At 62.3% G+C, this 19,179-nt stretch carries 20 protein-coding genes, 1 tRNA gene, 1 rRNA gene and 1 pseudogene; 12 read left to right on the top strand and 11 right to left on the bottom strand.

The window, feature by feature from the left end; all coding sequences use genetic code 11:
- Positions 1-52 precede the first annotated feature (52 nt).
- From AC5RTB_RS00115 to AC5RTB_RS00095, 5 genes are all read left to right on the top strand, one after another.
- A complete protein-coding gene (locus AC5RTB_RS00115) occupies positions 53-376 on the top strand; it encodes a hypothetical protein (RefSeq protein ID WP_494059036.1) in 324 nt (107 codons plus the stop codon).
- Positions 377-446: 70 nt separating this feature from the next.
- On the top strand, positions 447-1,331 hold the full coding sequence (locus tag AC5RTB_RS00110; protein WP_494059035.1) for a DNA/RNA non-specific endonuclease: 885 nt from the start codon (positions 447-449) through the stop codon (positions 1,329-1,331).
- A 150-nt stretch (positions 1,332-1,481) separates the two neighbouring features.
- Positions 1,482-2,081, top strand: coding sequence for a uracil-DNA glycosylase family protein (locus AC5RTB_RS00105; protein ID WP_494059034.1), 600 nt, complete (start codon positions 1,482-1,484; stop codon positions 2,079-2,081).
- A gap of 95 nt (positions 2,082-2,176) precedes the next feature.
- On the top strand, positions 2,177-3,070 hold the full coding sequence (locus AC5RTB_RS00100; RefSeq protein WP_494059033.1) for an HNH endonuclease: 894 nt from the start codon (positions 2,177-2,179) through the stop codon (positions 3,068-3,070).
- A gap of 67 nt (positions 3,071-3,137) precedes the next feature.
- Positions 3,138-3,467 carry a hypothetical protein gene (locus AC5RTB_RS00095; protein ID WP_494059032.1) on the top strand — a complete coding sequence of 110 codons (330 nt, stop codon included), beginning with the start codon at positions 3,138-3,140 and terminating at the stop codon, positions 3,465-3,467.
- A 38-nt stretch (positions 3,468-3,505) separates the two neighbouring features.
- On the opposite strand, the gene AC5RTB_RS00090 is transcribed toward AC5RTB_RS00095, so the two are convergent.
- A complete protein-coding gene (locus tag AC5RTB_RS00090; protein ID WP_494059031.1) occupies positions 3,506-4,228 on the bottom strand; it encodes a hypothetical protein in 723 nt (240 codons plus the stop codon).
- Positions 4,229-4,470: 242 nt separating this feature from the next.
- Complete coding sequence (locus AC5RTB_RS00085; protein ID WP_494059030.1) at positions 4,471-5,709, bottom strand: cobalamin-independent methionine synthase II family protein; 1,239 nt, start codon at positions 5,707-5,709, stop codon at positions 4,471-4,473.
- Positions 5,710-6,808: 1,099 nt separating this feature from the next.
- On the opposite strand from AC5RTB_RS00085, the pseudogene AC5RTB_RS00080 reads away from it, so the two are divergent.
- The 3 genes and pseudogenes from AC5RTB_RS00080 to AC5RTB_RS00070 form a co-directional block, all read left to right on the top strand.
- Positions 6,809-7,003 (top strand): annotated as a pseudogene (locus tag AC5RTB_RS00080) (hypothetical protein); the annotation flags it as partial.
- A 153-nt stretch (positions 7,004-7,156) separates the two neighbouring features.
- Positions 7,157-7,567 carry a MarR family winged helix-turn-helix transcriptional regulator gene (locus AC5RTB_RS00075; RefSeq protein ID WP_494059029.1) on the top strand — a complete coding sequence of 137 codons (411 nt, stop codon included), beginning with the start codon at positions 7,157-7,159 and terminating at the stop codon, positions 7,565-7,567.
- A 162-nt stretch (positions 7,568-7,729) separates the two neighbouring features.
- Positions 7,730-8,527, top strand: coding sequence for a DUF2382 domain-containing protein (locus tag AC5RTB_RS00070; RefSeq protein ID WP_494059028.1), 798 nt, complete (start codon positions 7,730-7,732; stop codon positions 8,525-8,527).
- A 379-nt stretch (positions 8,528-8,906) separates the two neighbouring features.
- Here AC5RTB_RS00070 and AC5RTB_RS00065 read toward each other — a convergent pair whose 3' ends face one another.
- The 5 genes from AC5RTB_RS00065 to AC5RTB_RS00045 form a co-directional block, all read right to left on the bottom strand.
- Positions 8,907-9,119, bottom strand: a complete 213-nt coding sequence (locus AC5RTB_RS00065) for a hypothetical protein (RefSeq protein WP_494059027.1) — start codon at positions 9,117-9,119, stop codon at positions 8,907-8,909.
- 344 nt (positions 9,120-9,463) lie between these two features.
- Complete coding sequence (locus AC5RTB_RS00060; protein ID WP_494059026.1) at positions 9,464-9,727, bottom strand: hypothetical protein; 264 nt, start codon at positions 9,725-9,727, stop codon at positions 9,464-9,466.
- Positions 9,728-9,797: 70 nt separating this feature from the next.
- Positions 9,798-10,085, bottom strand: a complete 288-nt coding sequence (locus AC5RTB_RS00055; protein ID WP_494059025.1) for a hypothetical protein — start codon at positions 10,083-10,085, stop codon at positions 9,798-9,800.
- Between the two features lie 169 nt (positions 10,086-10,254).
- Positions 10,255-10,331: transfer RNA gene (locus tag AC5RTB_RS00050), tRNA-Thr, on the bottom strand.
- Positions 10,332-10,436: 105 nt separating this feature from the next.
- Positions 10,437-11,285 carry a DsbA family protein gene (locus AC5RTB_RS00045; RefSeq protein ID WP_494059024.1) on the bottom strand — a complete coding sequence of 283 codons (849 nt, stop codon included), beginning with the start codon at positions 11,283-11,285 and terminating at the stop codon, positions 10,437-10,439.
- Positions 11,286-11,417: 132 nt separating this feature from the next.
- Between AC5RTB_RS00045 and AC5RTB_RS00040 the strand changes: the two genes are divergently transcribed.
- The 4 genes from AC5RTB_RS00040 to AC5RTB_RS00025 all read left to right on the top strand — a co-directional run bounded on the left by AC5RTB_RS00040 (position 11,418) and on the right by AC5RTB_RS00025 (position 16,336).
- On the top strand, positions 11,418-12,863 hold the full coding sequence (locus AC5RTB_RS00040) for an alpha,alpha-trehalose-phosphate synthase (UDP-forming) (RefSeq protein WP_494059023.1): 1,446 nt from the start codon (positions 11,418-11,420) through the stop codon (positions 12,861-12,863).
- Positions 12,856-13,641 (top strand): trehalose-phosphatase, encoded by a 786-nt coding sequence (gene otsB, locus AC5RTB_RS00035; protein ID WP_494059022.1) that lies wholly within the window; start codon positions 12,856-12,858, stop codon positions 13,639-13,641. The genes AC5RTB_RS00040 and otsB overlap by 8 nt, the downstream gene beginning before the upstream one ends.
- Positions 13,642-13,779: 138 nt before the next feature.
- Complete coding sequence (locus AC5RTB_RS00030) at positions 13,780-14,868, top strand: ABC transporter ATP-binding protein (protein ID WP_494059021.1); 1,089 nt, start codon at positions 13,780-13,782, stop codon at positions 14,866-14,868.
- Positions 14,869-14,977: 109 nt separating this feature from the next.
- A complete protein-coding gene (locus tag AC5RTB_RS00025) occupies positions 14,978-16,336 on the top strand; it encodes a DUF4032 domain-containing protein (protein ID WP_494059020.1) in 1,359 nt (452 codons plus the stop codon).
- A 101-nt stretch (positions 16,337-16,437) separates the two neighbouring features.
- Here the strand turns inward: AC5RTB_RS00025 and AC5RTB_RS00020 are convergent, their stop codons facing one another.
- The 4 genes from AC5RTB_RS00020 to rrf form a co-directional block, all read right to left on the bottom strand.
- Entirely contained in the window at positions 16,438-17,004 is a 567-nt protein-coding gene (locus AC5RTB_RS00020; protein WP_494059019.1) for a hypothetical protein, read from the bottom strand.
- Between the two features lie 133 nt (positions 17,005-17,137).
- Positions 17,138-18,529 carry an FAD-binding oxidoreductase gene (locus AC5RTB_RS00015; protein WP_494059018.1) on the bottom strand — a complete coding sequence of 464 codons (1,392 nt, stop codon included), beginning with the start codon at positions 18,527-18,529 and terminating at the stop codon, positions 17,138-17,140.
- Complete coding sequence (locus tag AC5RTB_RS00010; protein WP_494059017.1) at positions 18,526-19,008, bottom strand: SRPBCC domain-containing protein; 483 nt, start codon at positions 19,006-19,008, stop codon at positions 18,526-18,528. Before AC5RTB_RS00010 ends, AC5RTB_RS00015 begins: the two co-directional genes overlap by 4 nt.
- Positions 19,009-19,090: 82 nt before the next feature.
- A 5S ribosomal RNA gene (rrf, locus tag AC5RTB_RS00005) occupies positions 19,091-19,179 on the bottom strand; the annotation flags it as partial.

Raw genomic sequence — 19,179 nt, 5'->3', positions numbered from 1 at the left:
CTCACCGAGCTCTTCCCGCAAGAATGTCAGAGGCGCGAAGTACCTTGGTCGCATGAACGCTTCAGCCACTTCTTCAAGCATCAACACAAGCATCTCCATAAGTACCGTCCGCCACCCCGAGAGGGGGCGCCGGTACACCATTGAGGAACTCCGCAGCCTTGCTGATGAGGGTGATGCATGGGCACTCTGCCAGGTCGACCAGTGGGAGCTCGAGTTCGCCAATGAGTACTCCGGCATGCTGTCAGAACGGTGCACTGACCACAGCTGCGAAGGCTACGGAGAACCGGTGGATATGTGCTGCGACCAGAACGGCGAGCTGATCGATGTTGATCATGGCGACTGGGGGCACAGCGTCAACTGGGTCCGGGCGGCCTGATTTCCCACCGACGGCCTGCGTTCACCGCCCGGCCACCTGTTACTGATATGTTCCGGCGATGGACGCTCTCATGCCTGAACCGCAGCCGCTGATGGCCGAGGACCTCGCCGGTCGTCTCGGTTTCGATGAGGAGTTCCTCGGTGTTCAGATGCCGCTGCCGTCAGTGGCGGGCTTTGATACGGTCCTGCTCCCCTACACGCACTTCTCGGTGCTGATGCGACCTGACAAGCGTCTGGCAGCTGTCGCCGCGCTAGGTATCGATGGCGCCATGCTGATGAACCTCGATCGTTCGGGCATCGACTGGCGCATGGATCCTCGATTGAGCGATGACATGCAGACCGGCGAGAGACTCTACGCTCGGAATGACATTGACCGGGGACACCTGGTGCGCCGTGCGTCGGCTGTTTGGGGCAAGACCCGCGCAGAAGCAGAACAAGCGAATACCGACACCTTCTTCTACACGAATGCCGCACCGCAGGCTGCCAGGTTCAATCAGGGTCTTGAGTTGTGGCTTGGGCTTGAAACCTATCTGTTGAAGAACGCCGCCGACAATGCCAGGCGCCTTGCTGTGTTCACTGGGCCCATCTTCAGTGACCAGGATCCGGTGTACCGGGGAACCGAGATACCGCTCAGGTATTTCAAGGTCGCTGCTTTCCTCTTCGAAGGCGCGCTTGCCACGACGGGTTACGTCGTGGATCAGACCCCTCAACTACGGGGTCTGCCGGACGTCGAGCTACCCGGTGCACTGGACGAGACTCCCCCGCTGGGCCCTTTCCGCACCTTCCAGGTGCCGGTCCGAGACATCGCCGCCCTCACCGGGCTGAGCCTGGCGCAGCTTGTGGAGGCGGACCGCATGCCGATCGCGGCCAAGCTGCCGACAGCCACCATCACGTCGGTGTGGAGGGAGCTATCCACGCCGGAGTGCCTCGATCTGGACTTCGACCTGCAAGGTTAGAACACCCTGAACAATTCGGGATCGCCACCATGTGAATCGGGGCACATCTCAATCCTCCCTTTGGGCCTTATCGGTGCGATAACCGTCATTCGGGCTGATTGGTCGGAGAAAGCCGTAAGACGAAGCGAACGCACCGGATACAGTGGAGGTATGTACCTCGACCACCCGCAAGCCCTGGCCGACGATGCGGTCCTCGAGAACCGCAGATCCATGTTGGCTACTGCGCCACACGTTCAGAGCCTGGAGCAATGGCGAGCCAGCTACGCAGCCATCAGGTCAACACCCATTCCCCACTTCGACCCGGCTGATGCCGGAGACCAGGCACGCGTTCTCTTCGTGCTGGACCGTCCGCAAGAAGAAGTGCTCTCCGAAAGCGGAACCGGTTTCGTATCCGTAGACAATCCCGACAGCGCCGCTGAGCGATGCTGGATCGAGCGTGATGCCGCCGGCCTGCACGAAGGCGTCCTGATGTGGAACATGGTTCCCTTCCTCGTATCCAACCCCAATGCTGACAACCGGACGGCGGGCGCAAAGGCGTTGGGCTCGGTGCTCCGCCTCCTGCCGCGACTGGAGGTTGTCCTGCTCTGCAGTGATGCCGTGCAGCAGACCTGGGACAAGCACCTGCAAGACCGGGTCCCCAGAGTCACCGTAATAAAGGCTCCCGGTGTAGGCCCGCAGTCTTTGTCCCGCAAGGCAAAGCAGGACGAGCTTAGAAAGGCCGTCGAGCGCGCAAAGCGCCTGGTCGGCTGACGAGGGTCATCTCATCGAAGCGTTCTGCCTGCGACGGTAACCGTCAGGAAGGCAGAGCCGTCGCAAGTCTTCCGTCTGAGTGACACACTGACGTCATGGCGGCAGTGGTTCTGGGCTGGGACCCGGGTAAATGGAACTGGGATGGGCTTTATCCAACGGTAGTCGGCGAAGTGCGTCGTTCCGGTTGGTATGTGGAGCCCTGGCCGATCGGCGCCGGGAAGACCCTGCCGCTCGGCACTGAAGCCTGGTTGTTCGTGCATGGTGGTAGGCCAAACCAACGAGGCTTGATCGGGCACGGGCTCACCGTTAGTAAACCATCCGAGGGGCCGTCCTTCGATCCGGATCGGGACAGCACACTCGCGTATGTCGGTGTGCAGTTCGACCTCCTCCTGCCCGAAGGGGAACAGCTGCGCACGGATGAACTCGTGGCTCGCATTCCCGAAGTCGACTGGGAGACGGTGTTCACCTCCGGTATGTATCTTCCGTCCACTACGGAGGCGGCAGTGAGGGCTGTCTGGACCGAACACCTGCTGGCCAGCGCGTCTACGGGCGAGGACATCCTCGACCCGCTACCTGGCTCATATCCGGAGGCCGCGTTGATTCGCCTTCCCGTCAACCGGTACGAACGCAGTCCCGAAGCGAGAGCCGTCGCGATCGCCCATCATGGGACCAACTGTCATGGTTGCGGCTTCGACTTTGAGGCCATATATGGCGCCGAGGGAACCGGCTTCATTCACGTGCACCATACAGTGCCGGTCTCCTTGCTTGGTCCCGACTATGAGATCGACCCGATCACAGATCTGGTCCCGCTGTGCCCAAACTGCCACTCCATGGCTCACCGCAGACGCCCCACCCCGTATACCGTTGCCGAACTGCGCGCCATGATCGCGGCCGCGGGACATCTGCCGGGCGTCGTCGTCACCGCGGAGCAACAGCGAGCACAGAACGCTGCACTGCGGATCACCGAAGCTCGCTCCGCTACAGACTGAGCAACAAGGACCGAAATTCTCCGGCCTGTGACGTAACTTTGTGTGATCGTCCGCACACATAGTGGTTATGACCGCACAGACCATCGAACGCTATCCGGCCGCTCCTCCAGCACAGGGGAAACTCTGGGAGGTGAAGGTGGGCGCGGCTGCCGGCCAGTTCCTCAGCACTCCCCGGAAGACCGCGGAACGGATCGCAGCGATTGCCGAACGCCGCATGGCTCAAGGCCGTCCCGTGATGTTCACAGTGCTTCGGCCCGATGAACACGATCGACCGGAATGGGATGCAAGTGACGAGGTCGCCAGCATCTTCGCCAATACTGGCTGGCCGGTTTCGGGGTGCGCAGAGCAGCGTGCGCAGGTTGTCGACCTCCTCGAAGCGATTCTCGTCGAGGACTGACAGGAGCCTCCCGCCTCCGTTCCTCTTCTTCGCGGAACCTACCGGGCGATGATGGTGACGTTGGAGTAGCGCTTGAGCGTCTCCCTCACATCGGGGTCAGGCACCATAGGTACGGTCATGACCACATAATCGCGGGGCGGCACGTTGGTGCCGATGCTGATCGGGAAGGAGAACGAGCCGTCCGGACCCGCGTTCACCGCCGGTTGGGCGATGTAGTTGTAGTCGGTGTTTGGCCAGGCGAGCATGACGTAGATTTCCTGCCCCGGAGCGTAGCCGTCGCCTGCGACGGTGAGCGTCGCGCCCTGCTGGACGATTTGTGTCGGCGCAAAGGTGCCTGCCGGGACCGGGTATACCGTCGGATTCTCGAAGTAGGACGGGTCGCTGTGCGGCACGCCTGGTAAGCCAGGAGTTATGGGCGCGAGAGGGTTCGGTTCACCGTGCGGCGGCGGCACGAACGGATCATCCGGTCCGGCGGGAAGCGGCGCGACGGTAGGAAGTTGCTCCTCCGGTGCTTCCGTCGTCGGCTCAACGCCCGGTTCTGACGACGGTTCGGTGCTCGGCTCGGTCGTCTCCTCAGCTTCCCCCGGCTCCGGACTCACGGTTTCCTCTTCCACTGGGGTGGCAGAGGGCGAAGCAGAAGGCGAGGCGGCCTCGGAGGTCGCCGCGGGGCCGGCCTCCGTCTCATCGGCAGGGGCACTGGAGCAGCCTGCGAGGAGGGTGGCGACCACGGTAAGAGTGATGACGACTGGCAGCTTCGACAAGGGCTCATACTTTCGTGAAGAGGTGGATAGGTGATGGCGAGGAACCGCCTGGCAAGAACGCTGCAGTGCTGCATCCCCACAGCGGACGCTACCGCCTGAGAAGCCCACCCGACAGCACGGAATGATCACGTGAGCGAACCGTTATATGCCGCCGCAGCATTCCGCGGCACGGCAGGCAACGGGACGACGCATCATCGATGTGTCGTCCCGCTGGGCGTTCCCTAAGGTGCTTTTGTGCAGCGCTAGATCAGCGTCGCTGAACGGTCGAACAGCCTGCTCGAGGCGATCTCCGCCCCACGCCCCAGAGCCTCAAGCTTGGCGGTGGCGATCTGCGGGTGGAGTCGCCCTCCGAGGCCGCAGTCCGTTGAGGCGATGACGTTCTCCCGTCCCACCAAGCTCGCGAAACGTTCGATGCGCTGCGCGACCAGCTCAGGGTGTTCAACGACGTTTGTCGCATGGGAGACGACGCCGGGCACTATGAGTTTGCCGTCCGGCAGTGTGGTGTCCTGCCACAGGGCCCACTCGTGTTCGTGGCGTGCGTTCGCTGCTTCGAAGGAGTACGACCCGGCGTTAATGCTCAACACAAGGTCCAATATGTGCCGGAACTCGAGGTCCGTGGTGTGCGGGCCATGCCAGGATCCCCAGCACACGTGCACTCGGACCTGGTCCTCCGGCAGCCCCTGGAGCGCATAGTTGAGGGCCTCGACCCGGGTTCGGGTAAAGCGCTGGTAGTCCTCGACGCTCGGTTCAGGATTGATCTGATCCCAGTTTTCAGCGAGGGAGGGGTCATCGATCTGGACGATGAGACCGGCGTCGACAATGGCCCGGTATTCCTCGCGCAATACGTCGGCCCATGCGTAAATGAACTCCTCCTCACTGGCGTAGTAGTCGTTGCCGATCCTGCTCGCTGACCCCGGTGAAAGTGCGGTGATAAACCCCGTTGTGATGTTTGACGCGTCAAGACCCGCCTTGAGGTTCGCTATGTCGGAAGCCAGTGCGTCCTGGCCGATGTAGGAGATTGGACCGGTCGCGGAGGGGAACGCCGTCGCGTTCTTGCCAAGCTGGATCCCGCTCTCCGGGTCCTGATACGCCGCTGCGAAGCGAGTCCAGTCACGCCGGTCAGCGAACGACGTCAGTTTGATCTCACCGGGTTCGCTGCGCACCGCATCCGCGAGGATCGGGTTGTAGTCCGTAAGCTCAAGGCCCGCAGTGCGCTGGAAGCTATAGGTCCACCAGGCGCCGTAATCAACGGCGTTGGACATGGCCTTGCCGTACTCGCCATCGCCCGGGATGGTGATCCCGAGATCCTTCTGCCATTGGACGAGATCAACCACGGCGGAGGTGAGCAGGCCCTCGAATTCCGGGGTTCGCTGCAAGGTGAAGCCATCGTCGGCGAACGTTCTGGCGGCGTTGGCTGCGATCAGTTCCGGTGTGCGCGGCATGGAACCGGCGTGGCTGGTGTGAATGCGATCAGTTGTCATGGTGCTGTTCCTTCCATCGGTCCTGCCATTAGCACCCTTCCGGATAGGAGGTCCGGGGGAAGCTGCAGCGTCACGGAGGCAGGTCTCTCAACTGCTCTGGATGGTGGGGTTTAGGGCTCTAAATCCACCGGTGACGCAGGCACGCCCTCTCCACGGCCACAGGCCGAGCACCCACAGGAAAGGCTTCCACCATCATGGTGGCGCATTCACCCGCCACCCAAAATCGCCCGTCACGAACGGAAACGAAGAGGGAGAACGAACCTTTATCAGCATTTGCGTAGGGAATCAGAGTTCGGCCAAGGGTTGAAAGATGAGGAAGTTGCGCCTAACTTGCGGTCCTCGATCCCGATGACCGGGTGGGATTGGCCGACGAGCTTCCGGCTACCGTCGCGCGACGTATTGGTCCACGCGAAATGGCGCCGACCTGGTTTGCCCAGAAGAAGGTACCGGGCCAGGGGTGGAACATCCCTACGGCCGGCCGCTCTAACGAGACGGAAGCTGCAAGTCGCCGACCATCCCCGGCCTCGCTTAGCCAATCGGCTTACGGGCAGGGGCAGTTGTCCCCGGGTTACGCTGATTTGATGACTTGGGTCTAACTGGAGTGGAGCAATGACCGTGCAGATCGAACCTCTTGGCCGCTTTGACCGAGGGATTGCGACTCGCAAAGCAGGAGCGCCCTAGAGGCGCGTCTGACTTGTCGCTCCAGTCGGTAATAAGTTTGCTTCAGCGAGCCGACAAGTCGGCGAAATCGGGCCGGTCTCTGAAAGCCCAAGGGCGCCGTAAACTAGCCAGCCCCAGCTGGGTTTTGCCGGTGTCCTCTTCCACCGAGACAGCCTAGACAGCCTAGACAGCGAGAGACGATGAGCGACCAGAAGGGCCAAGACAATCCGGAGCCGCCGATTTCCGGCGACGAGGCGGCCACACTGCTGGGCTTCCTGAGCAGGCCCGCTTCGAGGATGACATGTCCACGGAATGGCTCCACGGCCGCCCGCAGCTCCCGCCGTGGAATTCCGTGGACTGGAGCGAGGACGGTAACTGAGACTGGGTATCAGCCGCTGGGGACACTCCGGAGCAACTATATGAACAATGGCACGACGCCGTTACCCGCTCCCGCGCGTTGTTCTCGGAAGCGTTGGCCGACGGCGGCTTGGAGCGGCAGGGCACGGTAGCATCCCAGCCTGAGCTCCCGACACTGCGTTACATTCTGCTCAACATGATCGAGGAATATGCGCGCCATTGGCCATTCTGGGGTCTCCATCCCAAAGGCAGGGTGTCTCACGCTAGAGAAAGCTAGAAACATCACGGTTACCGAGGATCATCCCCGAAGAATCCTCATCTCGTACTTACTGCCAGGAAGACCAAACAGAGGCGACTGCACGGGAGCCATAAAGTAAGTATGCTTATTTTATTGAGGGCGACCCCGGTTCCGGAGGTGAAGGTGATGACGGTGTCCCAACCTGAGATGTCGCACGAGCTCCTTGCGCACGCGTCGCGGACGCTGGCCCGGGCATGGAACCAGCGCCTGAGTGATCTGGGCATAACCTACGCCGGCTACATCGCCCTTTCGGTCATAGCAGCCGATCCGGCATCCCAACAGGCTTCATTGGCACACGCACTTCATGTACGCACACCTACTCTCGGCGGCGTTCTTGACCGGCTCGAACGCCAGGGGCACCTGGTTACCTATCGCGGGCGCAGCGATCTGAGGTACCGGAAGATCAGCATCACCGCCCATGGGCAGCAGGTTCTGCAACGAGGCAAAGATATCGAGAGGACCCTGCTCGCCCACGCGGAGGGTTTGCGGATCCAACTCTTGCAATTCCTCCCCCAATTAATGCCGCAACCAGGCGTTGCCTAACCCTCGTCTGAAGCACATCTTCCGCACGAGAGCCCTTCCCAGTAGCCCGCCTACCAGTAGCCCGCCTACTAGTAAGCATGCTTCCTATTTAGGGTGTTTTATGGTTACGGTTAGGTCACATCATCGGTGGGGGCCGACTCACCTTAGTAGAAGGAGAACACCATGATTTCCCAGGACAACATTTCCCAGATCCTCGAATCCGGCGGCAAAGTCATCGATAACGACGGCGACAAGGTCGGCTCGGTCGGCCAGATCTACGTCGATGATCACACCGGCAACCCCAGCTGGGTCACCGTCAACACTGGGCTCTTCGGTTCGAACGAGTCCTTTGCACCCCTTGAGGGTGCATCGCTTGAGGGCAACGACGTCCGCGTCGGATACTCCAAGGCCAAGATCAAGGACGCACCCAACGTCGCCCCTGACGGTCACCTGAGCGAGCAGGAAGAGTCCGAGCTCTACCGCTACTACGGCCTCTCGACCGGCGGCTACGACGCCGACACCACCGATTACACCACCGGAACCACCGGTAACTACCAGTCCGACCGCGCCACCGTCGGCCATGACACCTCCGGCCCGACCACGGACGATGCAATGACCCGCTCGGAAGAGCAGCTCCGCGTAGGAACCGAACGCCGCGAAGCCGGACGTGCCCGACTGCGCAAGTTCATCGTCACCGAGAACGTCACCAAGACGGTCCCGGTCCAGCGCGAAGAGGTCCGCATCGAGCGTGAACCGATCACCGACGCCAACCGGGATGAAGCCCTCGCCGGCCCCGCCATCAGCGAGGAAGAGCACGAGGTCGTCCTCCACGAGGAGCGCCCGGTTGTGGAGAAGGAAGCTGTCCCGGTCGAGCGGGTCCGCCTGGACAAGGAGACCGTCACCGAGCAGCAGACCGTCACCGAGGAAGTCCGCAAGGAGCAGATCGACACTGATGACGTCGATGGCGTCCGCGGACGCTAACTAGCAACTCCCGCTGCAAGCATCCGGCCCATCTCCCCTCGCGGGAGGTGGGCCGTTTGTGTTGGTCACAGACACCGGTTCCAAGAGTGAAGACATCCGCCTCACCGCCGGTTATAGGAGAGCCCGGCACCTGATTCCACCCCGCCCGGCGGATGGGTGGTATGCGCTCTGCGAGAGCCGGGTCAGTAACCGCAGAGACGGCTGCGAGGTTGTCCAGCGTGCCGTCAATCAACACCCAGTATGCTACGGGCAGGGTTACTGACAGCTCGTCATCAGGTCCCATACAAGCAGGATGGACATGGTGGCGCGCCCCTCAGGACCACAGACAGCGGTTAGTCTGCCGCCACAAGTAGGCCCTGGTGCAGCAGCCACGAGGCGATCACCCAGCCAGGGGCCGGCGGAAACTTCTCCTTGCTCCACTGGGCCGAGTACCCAATCTGGTGCCGGCGGCCACCGCGAACAGCAGGAGAATCCCAACGGCGAATGCGACAGTTGTCCCTACTCCATAGGACATCGCTTCCTCGCCGGATCCGGTCATGAGGTCGCCGCGCTGCACGTCAAGCCAGATTGCCGCCGCCGACAGCAGAACCATTAGAGGCACCTGGGGTAACCCAGCCAACAGAGACAACGGGATACTCAAGGCGATGCCCATGAGGCGGATGACCAGGTAAGCGGACAAGGGTGCAGCCAAAATCAATGCGACGAGCCAGACGGGCGGAACTTCCTGTGTCGTAGAGGGTCTGCGGACAAGTATCGGGATGAACACCAACGTTGTCGCGGCTGCCGCCGCGGCAGCCACCCAGCCGACACCTCTGGAAGATTCCCCTCCAGTCGGACGATCATCGTCACCAGAAGCATTCATGTCGGCCCGTCTTCACTCATAGGTTGATTTCAGTTTACGCTCCTCACCCCCACGGCCGGTGGAAAATACTGGCGTCACAGATGGTCACGCATCGCCGCAATTTGGTGTGAAGGGACACTCTCTCTCAGGTTCTGTTCCAGCCAGTGGAAGAACCGTTCTGCCTCATCCCCCAGGCTCGCCATGAACGAGACCGGCTCAACCATGACGCGCGCGTTCCCGACGCTGAAGAAGGTCCGGCCCCGAACAGTCTCCAGGACGACCGGGATTGGCTGATCAGGGAAGGAGACCTCTGCGCGGCCGTTCTCCGGAAACTCCTCGACCAGGTTGAAGGAGTCCAACGATCTGGTCGTACCAGCGCACCCTCTCCTGGTCCGGCACACCCATCCCTCGCAGCCCCCTGCACAATCCTCAGGGTGATCGCTTTGGTTCGGCTAACCCCTTCGAGCTTGGCTGTAGTGCCGCCCTCAAGGCCAACTCGAACCTGCGCGCTGTCGATCCCTTTCCTCGCTTGGCCTTATACCAAGTAATGAATTCGGCTTCGTCGTACCGGACGAACCCCTGAAGCTTCACCACCCGTGGGCCGATACCCGAGGAGTACCAGTTGGCTAAGGTTTTGGGGATGCCGGGATACTCGGCGACTTGCTTCCAGGTGAGGACCTTCACCGGGGCTGACATGTTCTCTTCGAATGCGTTCATATAGGTCTCTATGCGCGGTCTCAGGCGACGGGTGTCATCCGCGCGAGCGACCGGCTTGAGTGCGAGAAGAATAAACGTCCGATAAACGTCCAGAGGAGACGATCGGACAAGTATAGAGACACGACTAACCCCTCCTGATAGGTGTTTCACCTAGTCAGAAGGGGGTAAGTGGAGCCCCCTGCCGGATTCGAACCGGCGACCCCCTGTTTACAAGACAGGTGCTCTGGCCAACTGAGCTAAGGAGGCGGACTGGCTAGGCCAGCAGGCGCCGTCGTAAAACAACTTTCAACGGCGCTACACAAGATTAGCCCAGCGCCGCGGTCGGCGGGAAATCAGCCGGCGTGAAAATCGTCAGTTCCTGGCTTCGACCTTCTCCTGGGTGACCGTTGCGAAGTCGCTTACCGCGTCCGGTACCTCCTCGCCGTCGACGAACACGGTGGGAGTGCCGTTGATCCCGTACTTTTCTGCTGCCTGCGTTCCGAACTTCACCCACGGCCGGAAGGTATTCTCATCGAGGCAGGTCGTGATGTCCCCGGCCCCGGCAGTTGTTGCCATCTCCGCCAGTTCCGCGTCCGACAGTTCCCCGTTCTCGAAATTGGCGAACAGGGCCGCCGAGAAGTCCCAATAGGCCAGCGGCGAGCTATCCGCAACGCAAGCGAGGGCGGCAGCACCCCGGGAGGAATAGTCCGTCTGCGAATTGGGGTCGAGGTACGCGACGTTCCGGTATTCGAAAGTGATGGCGCCTTCATCCAGCCAGGTTTGTATCTGCTCGGCGTGAGTCCGCTCGAAGTTGGCACAGTGCACGCAGTTCACGTCGACGTAGGCCACAACCTGCACCGGTTCGTCAGCACCAGTAGCAGCGACACCGGGCGGCGGGCCTGCTGGGCTGGGCGCTTCCTCCGGCAGTGCGGCGACATCAACGGTGTCCACGGTGGTGGGCGCAAGCTCGGTCGTGGATGTCAGGGTTATCCCGCCGTACTCGTTTCCATGTTCAGGGGCCGGACCTGCGTCGGGAACCTGGTTGCGCAGGTTCCCGGCAACGATGAGACCGATGATCACGAGAATGGCAACGACCGCCGCCACAACTCCCCACTTGATGAGGAAGGACGCCCGCTTCTCCCGCTGCTGCCGCTCTTCCATCTCCTGCCGCGCCTCCGACTTCCGCTGGGCCTTGCTGGGTCTGGGGTTACTGGGCGTCATCAGTCCTCGTTGTCACTTCGGTTCCGTCTTTGAACCACTTTAGGCGACGAAGCTGGACGCTTTCCCGCCGCACAACCGCGCCACCCAACCAGCTAAAGTCATAAGTAGGCCTACCATCGTCAGGGAGACAGTATGCAATCAGGTGACACAACGTACGGTGAGTTCAAGTTCATTGTCGTGTCCAACCGGCTTCCGGTTGATCGCGTGACCGACGACGACGGCAACGGCACCTGGCGGCGGTCACCCGGCGGGCTGGTCACTGCGCTGGCTCCCGTAATGGAGAAGGCCGACGGCGCGTGGGTGGGGTGGCATGGTGCTGCTGACGAGACCCTCGAAGCCTTCGACCACACCGACATCCGGCTCGTTCCCGTACCCCTGAGCGCAGATGAAGTCGAGTTCTACTATGAAGGCTTCTCGAACGCCACGCTCTGGCCGCTGTACCACGACGTCATAGCCCCGCCCGAGTTCCACCGCCACTGGTGGGATTCATACCGCAGGGTCAACGAGCGCTTCGCGGCAGCGACCGCGGCCGTAGCAGCCGAAGGCGCCACCGTGTGGGTGCAGGACTACCAACTCCAGCTCGTTCCCAAGCTCCTCCGCGAAGCCCGACCGGACCTGAAAATCGGTTTCTTCAACCACATTCCTTTCCCTCCGCTCGAGATTTACGCGCAACTCCCGTGGCGCCGTCAGGTCATTGAGGGACTGCTCGGCGCCGACCTGATCGGCTTCCAGCGCCCCAGCGACGCCAGCAACTTCCTGCGCTGCGTGCGCCGCTTCCTCGGGCTCGCGGTCCGCCAGCAGCAGGTGCAGGTGAAGGGCGCAGACGGTTCACCGGACTATGTATCCCGGGCCGAGGCTTTCCCGATCTCCATCGACGTTCAGCGCATCGTCGATCTGGCGAACCGCCCGGACATCATCGAGCGCTCCCAGGAAATCCGCCGTGAACTCGGAAATCCCAAGCACATCCTGCTCGGCGTTGACCGCCTCGACTACACCAAGGGCATCGGTCACCGACTGAAGGCGTACGAGGAGCTCCTCGCTGACGGCCTGGTGCAGGTCGAAGACGCCGCGCTCATCCAGGTGGCAAGCCCCAGCCGGGAACGGGTAGAGCAGTATCGGCTGTTGCGCGAAGAGGTCGAAGGCGCCGTCGGACGCATCAACGGCACGTACGACACGATCGCCAACACCGCCATCCGCTACCTTCACCACAGCTACCCCGTGGAGGAAATGGTCGCGCTATACCTTGCGTCCGACGTCATGCTTGTAACCGCGCTCCGCGACGGCATGAACCTGGTTGCGAAAGAGTACGTCGCGGCGCGGACGAGCAACCGCGGTGCGCTGGTGCTCAGTGAGTTCGCCGGAGCGGCAGACACGCTGCGTCAGGCCATTCTGGTCAATCCACACGACATCGACGGACTCAAGAGCGCCATCCTCGCCGCGCTTGAGATGACCCCGTCCGAGGCAAGCCGCCGTATGCGGACCATGCGGCGCCAAGTGCTGCAGAACGACGTCGAACGCTGGTCGAAAGCGTTCCTCTCCGAACTGCAGAACGGCACCCGGGAGGAACTCCTTGTCTGAAACGCTCAGTCCCGAACTGCTTTCCGCACTGGCGACGGCGGCCGCCACGGACACCCTCCTGGTCGCCCTGGACTTCGACGGCACCATGTCGCCGCTGGTTGACCGTGCCGAGGACGCCCGCGCACTGCCCGGATCGGCGGCAGCTCTGCGTGAACTGGCGCAACTTCCAGGTACGACGACGGCGCTCATCTCCGGACGCGCGCTTGACAGCCTGCGCCTGGTTGCCTCCCCGGAACCGGAAACCCTGCTCATCGGCAGCCACGGCGCCGAGACCTGGACCGGGCCCGATGGTGCGCCGCTCGAGTTGACTCCTTCACAAGCCGAGATTCTCCGCAATGCCACCGAGGCCGTCCGGAAGGTTGTCGATGCCCATCCCGGCACGCTGCTGGAGCTGAAACCGGCCGGCGTCGTTCTGCACACCAGGACCGCTGATGCCGAGACGGCCGAGTCAGCGGCTTCGGTTGCGCGCACCGAACTGTCCTCGTTGGAGGGCGTCCATCTGAGCGACGGCAAGAATGTCCTTGAACTGTCCGTGGTGCAGGCTGACAAGGGCAAAGGCTTGCAGTCACTGCGCGAGTTGACGGGCGCCACCGCGGTGGTTTTTGCGGGTGATGACGTCACCGATGAGCATGCTTTCAAGACCCTCACCGCACCGGATGTCGGTATCAAAGTCGGTGACGGGGAGACAGCTGCGCAGTACCGGATTATCTCTCCGGAACAGCTTGTTGCGGTGCTGGAGGAGTTGGTCACGTTACGCGGCGCTGGCGTCTCTGCCTGACTTCGTGCCATACTCTCTTCTTGTGACTCAGTTCACGTTAGGTCGAACTCGGCCTCCGAGCTGAATCGCTCCAATTGAATATTTTCCATTCACTACGGATCGTCGGGCACGTACCTGCCCGTGAAAAGGATAAGAAAAATGGCAACGGTAACGTTTGACCAGGCTACGCGCCTGTACCCGGGCACTGAGAAGCCCGCTGTAGACAAGCTCAACATCGAGATCGCAGACGGCGAATTCCTCGTTCTCGTCGGACCCTCCGGTTGCGGAAAGTCCACCTCACTACGCATGCTGGCCGGTCTGGAAGACGTCAACTCCGGCCGCATCCTCATCGGTGACCGCGACGTCACCGACGTTCCCCCGAAAGACCGCGACATCGCGATGGTTTTCCAGAACTACGCGCTGTACCCTCACATGTCCGTTGCCGACAACATGGGCTTCGCACTGAAGATCGCAGGCATCTCAAAGGAAGAGCGTGCCCAGCGGGTCCGCGAAGCCGCAAAACTTCTCGACCTCGAGGACTACCTCGACCGCAAGCCAAAGGCTCTCTCCGGCGGTCAGCGCCAGCGTGTTGCAATGGGCCGCGCAATCGTTCGTAACCCGCAGGTCTTCCTCATGGATGAGCCGCTGTCGAACCTCGACGCCAAGCTCCGTGTTCAGACCCGTACGCAGATCGCTTCGCTCACCCGTCGCCTCGGTGTCACCACCGTGTACGTGACCCACGATCAGGTTGAGGCCATGACCATGGGTGACCGTGTTGCAGTCCTCAAGGACGGCATCCTTCAGCAGGTTGACACTCCGCGCAACCTTTACGAGCGCCCTAAGAATGTGTTCGTTGCCGGCTTCATCGGCTCCCCCGCCATGAACCTGCTCGAGCTGCCCACCACGGAGGCCGGCGTACAGTTCGGTGACACCACCTACCCGGTTCCCCGCGATGTCCTGGGCAACGCACACGGCAGCACCGTGACTCTGGGTGTCCGTCCCGAAGACCTGGGCCTCGTCGGTGCCGGCGAAGGCCTGCGGGTTGAGGTTGACGTTGTCGAGGAACTCGGCGCTGACGCATACCTTTACGGGCACACCTCACTCAACGGTCAGGATCACGACATCGTGGCGCGCGTCGACGGACGCCGTCCTCCGATGAAGGGCGACACCGTGTACGTGCGGCCGGTAAAGGGTCACACGCACCTGTTCGACACCAAGGACGGGCTCCGCCTGGCTGACCACGTGTAATATCCCGCCCTCATGGCGGTTCGGTAAACATCCCGCGATGGCCCCTGTCGGTTGACGGTAAACTCAACCGACGGGGGCCACCGTCGTTTTTAGGACAGATGAAATCACCATGACTGACTCGAACCAAGCCAACTGGCATCACGAGCCAACGGACTACGATCAGCCCGGCAAGTTGCCCCGGACCCGCAGCGCACTCGACGAAGGCTCACTGGGCTCGCTCAACATCCTGGCAGCGGCGACCGACCCGGAGCTGCTCGACCTGCCGTGGCACCTCGCGCTAGAGGAATGGCCTTCCGAGTACCTCGCCGCGCTTCCTCGAGGCATTTCCCGGCACATCGTCCGGTTCGCACATCTGGGCGGATCCGTGATCGCGGTGAAGGAGACCAGCGAGCACATCGCCCGGCACGAGTACCACATGCTCCGCAAGCTGCAGCGTCTGGATGTACCGTGCGTGGAGCCGGTGGCCGTCATCTCCGGCCGCAAGACGCTGGATGGCGAGGAACTGAATCCAGTCCTGGTAACGCGTCACTTGAAGTTCTCTATGCCGTATCGCGCGCTGTTCTCGCAGATGCTGCGGAAGGACACCCTGACGCGCCTGATCGACGCCCAGGCGCTGCTCCTCGTCCGTCTTCACCTTCAAGGTTTCTACTGGGGCGACGTCTCGCTGTCCAACACACTCTTCAGGCGCGACGCCGGAGCCTTTGCCGCCTACCTTGTGGACGCCGAGACCGGCGAGCTCTACCCCGGTCTGTCCACGGGTCAGCGTGAATACGACCTTGAGATTGCACGCGTCAACATCGCCGGCGAGCTGATGGACCTCGCCGAGGGCGGGCTCATCGAGGAGAAGGTGGATCCGCTCGCTACCAGTGAGCTCATCATGGACAGCTACCGCCGCCTGTGGACCGAACTCACGGAGCAGGAGTCCTTCGAGCTGGGTGAACGCTGGCGCGTCAACGCGAGGATCCGTCGTCTGAATGAGCTGGGATTCGACGTCGAGGAGTACGCGATCAAAACCGTCTCCGAGACTTCCCAGATCCAGCTACAGCCGAAGGTGGTCGACGCCGGACATCACAGCCGTCGTCTCATCCGCCTCACCGGCATTGACGCCCAGGAGAACCAGGCACGGCGCCTGCTCAACGACATGGACGCGTACCGGGCAGACAACTCCCCCGACCTGGATGAGGAGATCAGCGCGCACCAGTGGTTCTCCCACGTTTTCGAGCCGATCGTCCGTGCGGTTCCCCGGGAGCTGGGCGGGAAGCTTGAGCCTGCAGAGGTGGTCCATGAGGTGTTGGAGCACCGCTGGTACATGTCCGAGAAGCAGGACCGCAACGTTCCGCTCGCCGAAGCCGTGCAGTCCTATCTCGACTCCGTCCTGCGGCACCGCCGCGACGAAGCCGCGATCATGCTGACCGCCGACACCAAGACGCTGAACATCATCAGCGGCGGCGCGCAAGAGGGCAGCTAAGCCAATTTGGTAGCACAACTGACGAAAGAAAAACGTCCGCGGTTCAGGGCGTCTGCCCCGATCCGCGGACGTTTTTCTTTTGGGGTCCTAGTCCGTGCTCATTACGGGTTCAGCTGAGTGCAGTCAATCTGTTGGCCCTGGAACTCGTGAACGCCGGGGCCCGCGGATTGGCAGAACTCGATGACCTCCTGCGAGAACGGAATGAGCGCAATCAGGCCGATGATGGCGATGATGCCTGTGATGACCCCGATCGTACCGATGATGATACCGGCGAGGGCGAAGCCGTTGCCCATGCCGGCCTTCCGGGACTTCACCATTGCGATGATCGAAATGATCAGGCCGACAATTGAGATGGGCCAGATGATGGCGCAGATAAGTCCAACGATGCCGAGGGTTCTTCCGGGGTTCTCTACCGGCTGGCCGTAGCCTCCGCCGTATCCGCCCGGCGTCGCGTAGGGCGAACCCTGCGCCTGCCCGTAATCAGCGGGAGGCTGCTGGCCGTAGGGCTGTCCGTAGGGCTGTCCGTAGGGCTGGCCGTAACCGGGAGGCTGCTGCCCATGGGGCTGGTTCGACGACGTCGGCTGCTGCCACTGCTGCCCGGCCGGGTAGCGGGAGGAGTCGTCCTGGCCGCCGTTCTGGCCCGGCTGCCCGGTGGTGTTGTCTGACACGGTATTTCCCCATTTCTCAGGTGTGACGCCACTGGCCCCTGCCGCGGCGCTGGCTAGTTTCAGTCTATCCGCAGGACACAACCGCCACCGGCGACGCAGTGCCGCAGTGCCGCAGTGCCGCAGTGGCCGCGTGTCAGGGAATCGCCTTGCCTGGGTTGAGGATCCTGCGGGGGTCGAAAACCTCTCTGATCCGCCGCTGCAGATCCAACACCTCCTGGCTCTGCTCCCACGGGAGCCACCGCAGTTTGTATTGCCCGACCCCGTGTTCCCCGGTGATTGTTCCACCGAGCCCAATAGCGACCCGCACGGATTCGTCCAGGGCTGCATGCAGCCTCTCCACACCTGCCGCTCCCTCATCCCGGGAGACCCAGAATGTAGGGTGCAGGTTTCCGTCTCCGGCGTGGGCAACGATGCGAAGACGGACACGGTTGTCGCGCGCGATCCGCTCGAGTTCGGCGGCGTAGTGGACAAGCTGGGAGCGCGGAACAGCTACGTCCTCGCCGACCCGGAAGTCGTCGTCGACGCCGTCCCCCCTCGCATTGCGCCGCAGATCGAGGAGCATCGCGGCTTCCGTATCGTCCTCCGCTTCCACCGTCGCACCCGCCTCGGCAAGCACCTTACGCACGACGACAGCTTCCGCCTCCGCACCGAATCCATCGGTCTGGACGAGCAGGAGAGTACCACCTCTGGCAGCGAGGTTCGACTTGAACGCTGTATCGAGGATTCCCAGTGTGTTGCCGTCCAGGAGTTCAAGGATGGCCGGCTGGACACGTGCCGCGCCGATGGCGAGGACGCCGGCGGCTGCTGCCGGAAGGTCGGGGAAGAAGGCAGCGAGGGTGCGCGTCTCGACGGGGAGGTACTTCAGGCGCACCGTGATTCCGACGACGATGCCAAGGGTTCCCTCGGACCCCACGAAAAGCGCAGTCAGGTCATATCCGGCTACCCCTTTGAAAGTGGTATGCCCGGTGTGAATGAGCGTGCCGTCGGCCAGCACGACGTCGAGGGCCAGTACGGAATCGCGGGTCACCCCGTACTTCGCGCAGCGGAGCCCACCTGCGTTGGTGGCAACGTTGCCGCCCAGCGTTGAGATCGTATGGCTCGCTGGGTCAGGTGCGTACATCAGTCCGTGCGGTGCGACAGCGATGTTGAGGTCAGCATTGATCACTCCGGGCTCGACGACGGCGAGTTCGTCCTGCGGCCGCACCTCAAGGATCCGGTTCATTCGTTCGAGGCTGAGCACGATGCACCCCGGTACGGCATGCGCACCTCCTGAAAGGCTTGTGCCTGTCCCCCTCGCGACAACCGGAACATTCCATCGGTGAGCACACCGTACGACGTGCTGCACCTCCTCGATGCTCTCGGCCAGCACGACGACGGCCGGCTCGGCTGGCTCCGCTACGGGGCCTTGATCGCGGGAGTAACTCTTGAGGGCGTCACCGTGGGTCAGAACCCGGGAGCCCTCCACCTTGGCGATAAGTCCTGCAACCAAAGTGGACGCGGTAGGACGATCGGCATCTGCTGTCATGCCGACCCTCCCATGAAACGTCTGTAGGACGCCACCACAGCCGACCACCCAGGAGCAGCCGCGAACTGTTCATGCCCCGGTTTCCCGCTTGCCCAACCGTCATGGACGACGCGGACGCGTGTGCCTGCGCCGTCGGGAGTGAACGACACCGTGACATGGCTTGAGAGGTTGGGATTGCCCTGGTGGTGCCACGCAAGCTGTAGATCTCTCACCGACGGCGCCCCAAGGAGGGTTGCCCACAGGAAGGAGTTACCCGAGGCATCCTCCTCGAACAGCTCGCCGTCAGTGAACTCCGGGTGAGTCCCCTCGCCGAAGCGGGTCTGGTCCGCAGGCCACCACAGGTGGATGCCATCAGTGAAACCGGCGAAGGAATCGTCAGCAGTCTGGGGAACAGTCACCTCAGCGGTGAGTGTCTCAGGAGGGGTAGCGGAAGCAGCGGCCGCCGGGCCGGCGTCGCCATGGGAAAAGAGACTGTCCATAGTGCGACTTTAGTGTGGTTGGTGGGGTGTGGTTAAACAGGAAGGGCCTCACCATTCTGGTGAGGCCCTTGCCTTAAGTGTTGTCCGGCGGTGTCCTACTCTCCCACACTCTCTCGGGTGCAGTACCATCGGCGCTGTGGGTCTTAGCTTCCGGGTTCGGAATGGGACCGG

Source organism: Arthrobacter sp. M71 S08 (assembly GCF_059089725.1).
This window is presented reverse-complemented; position numbering and strand designations above follow the sequence as displayed.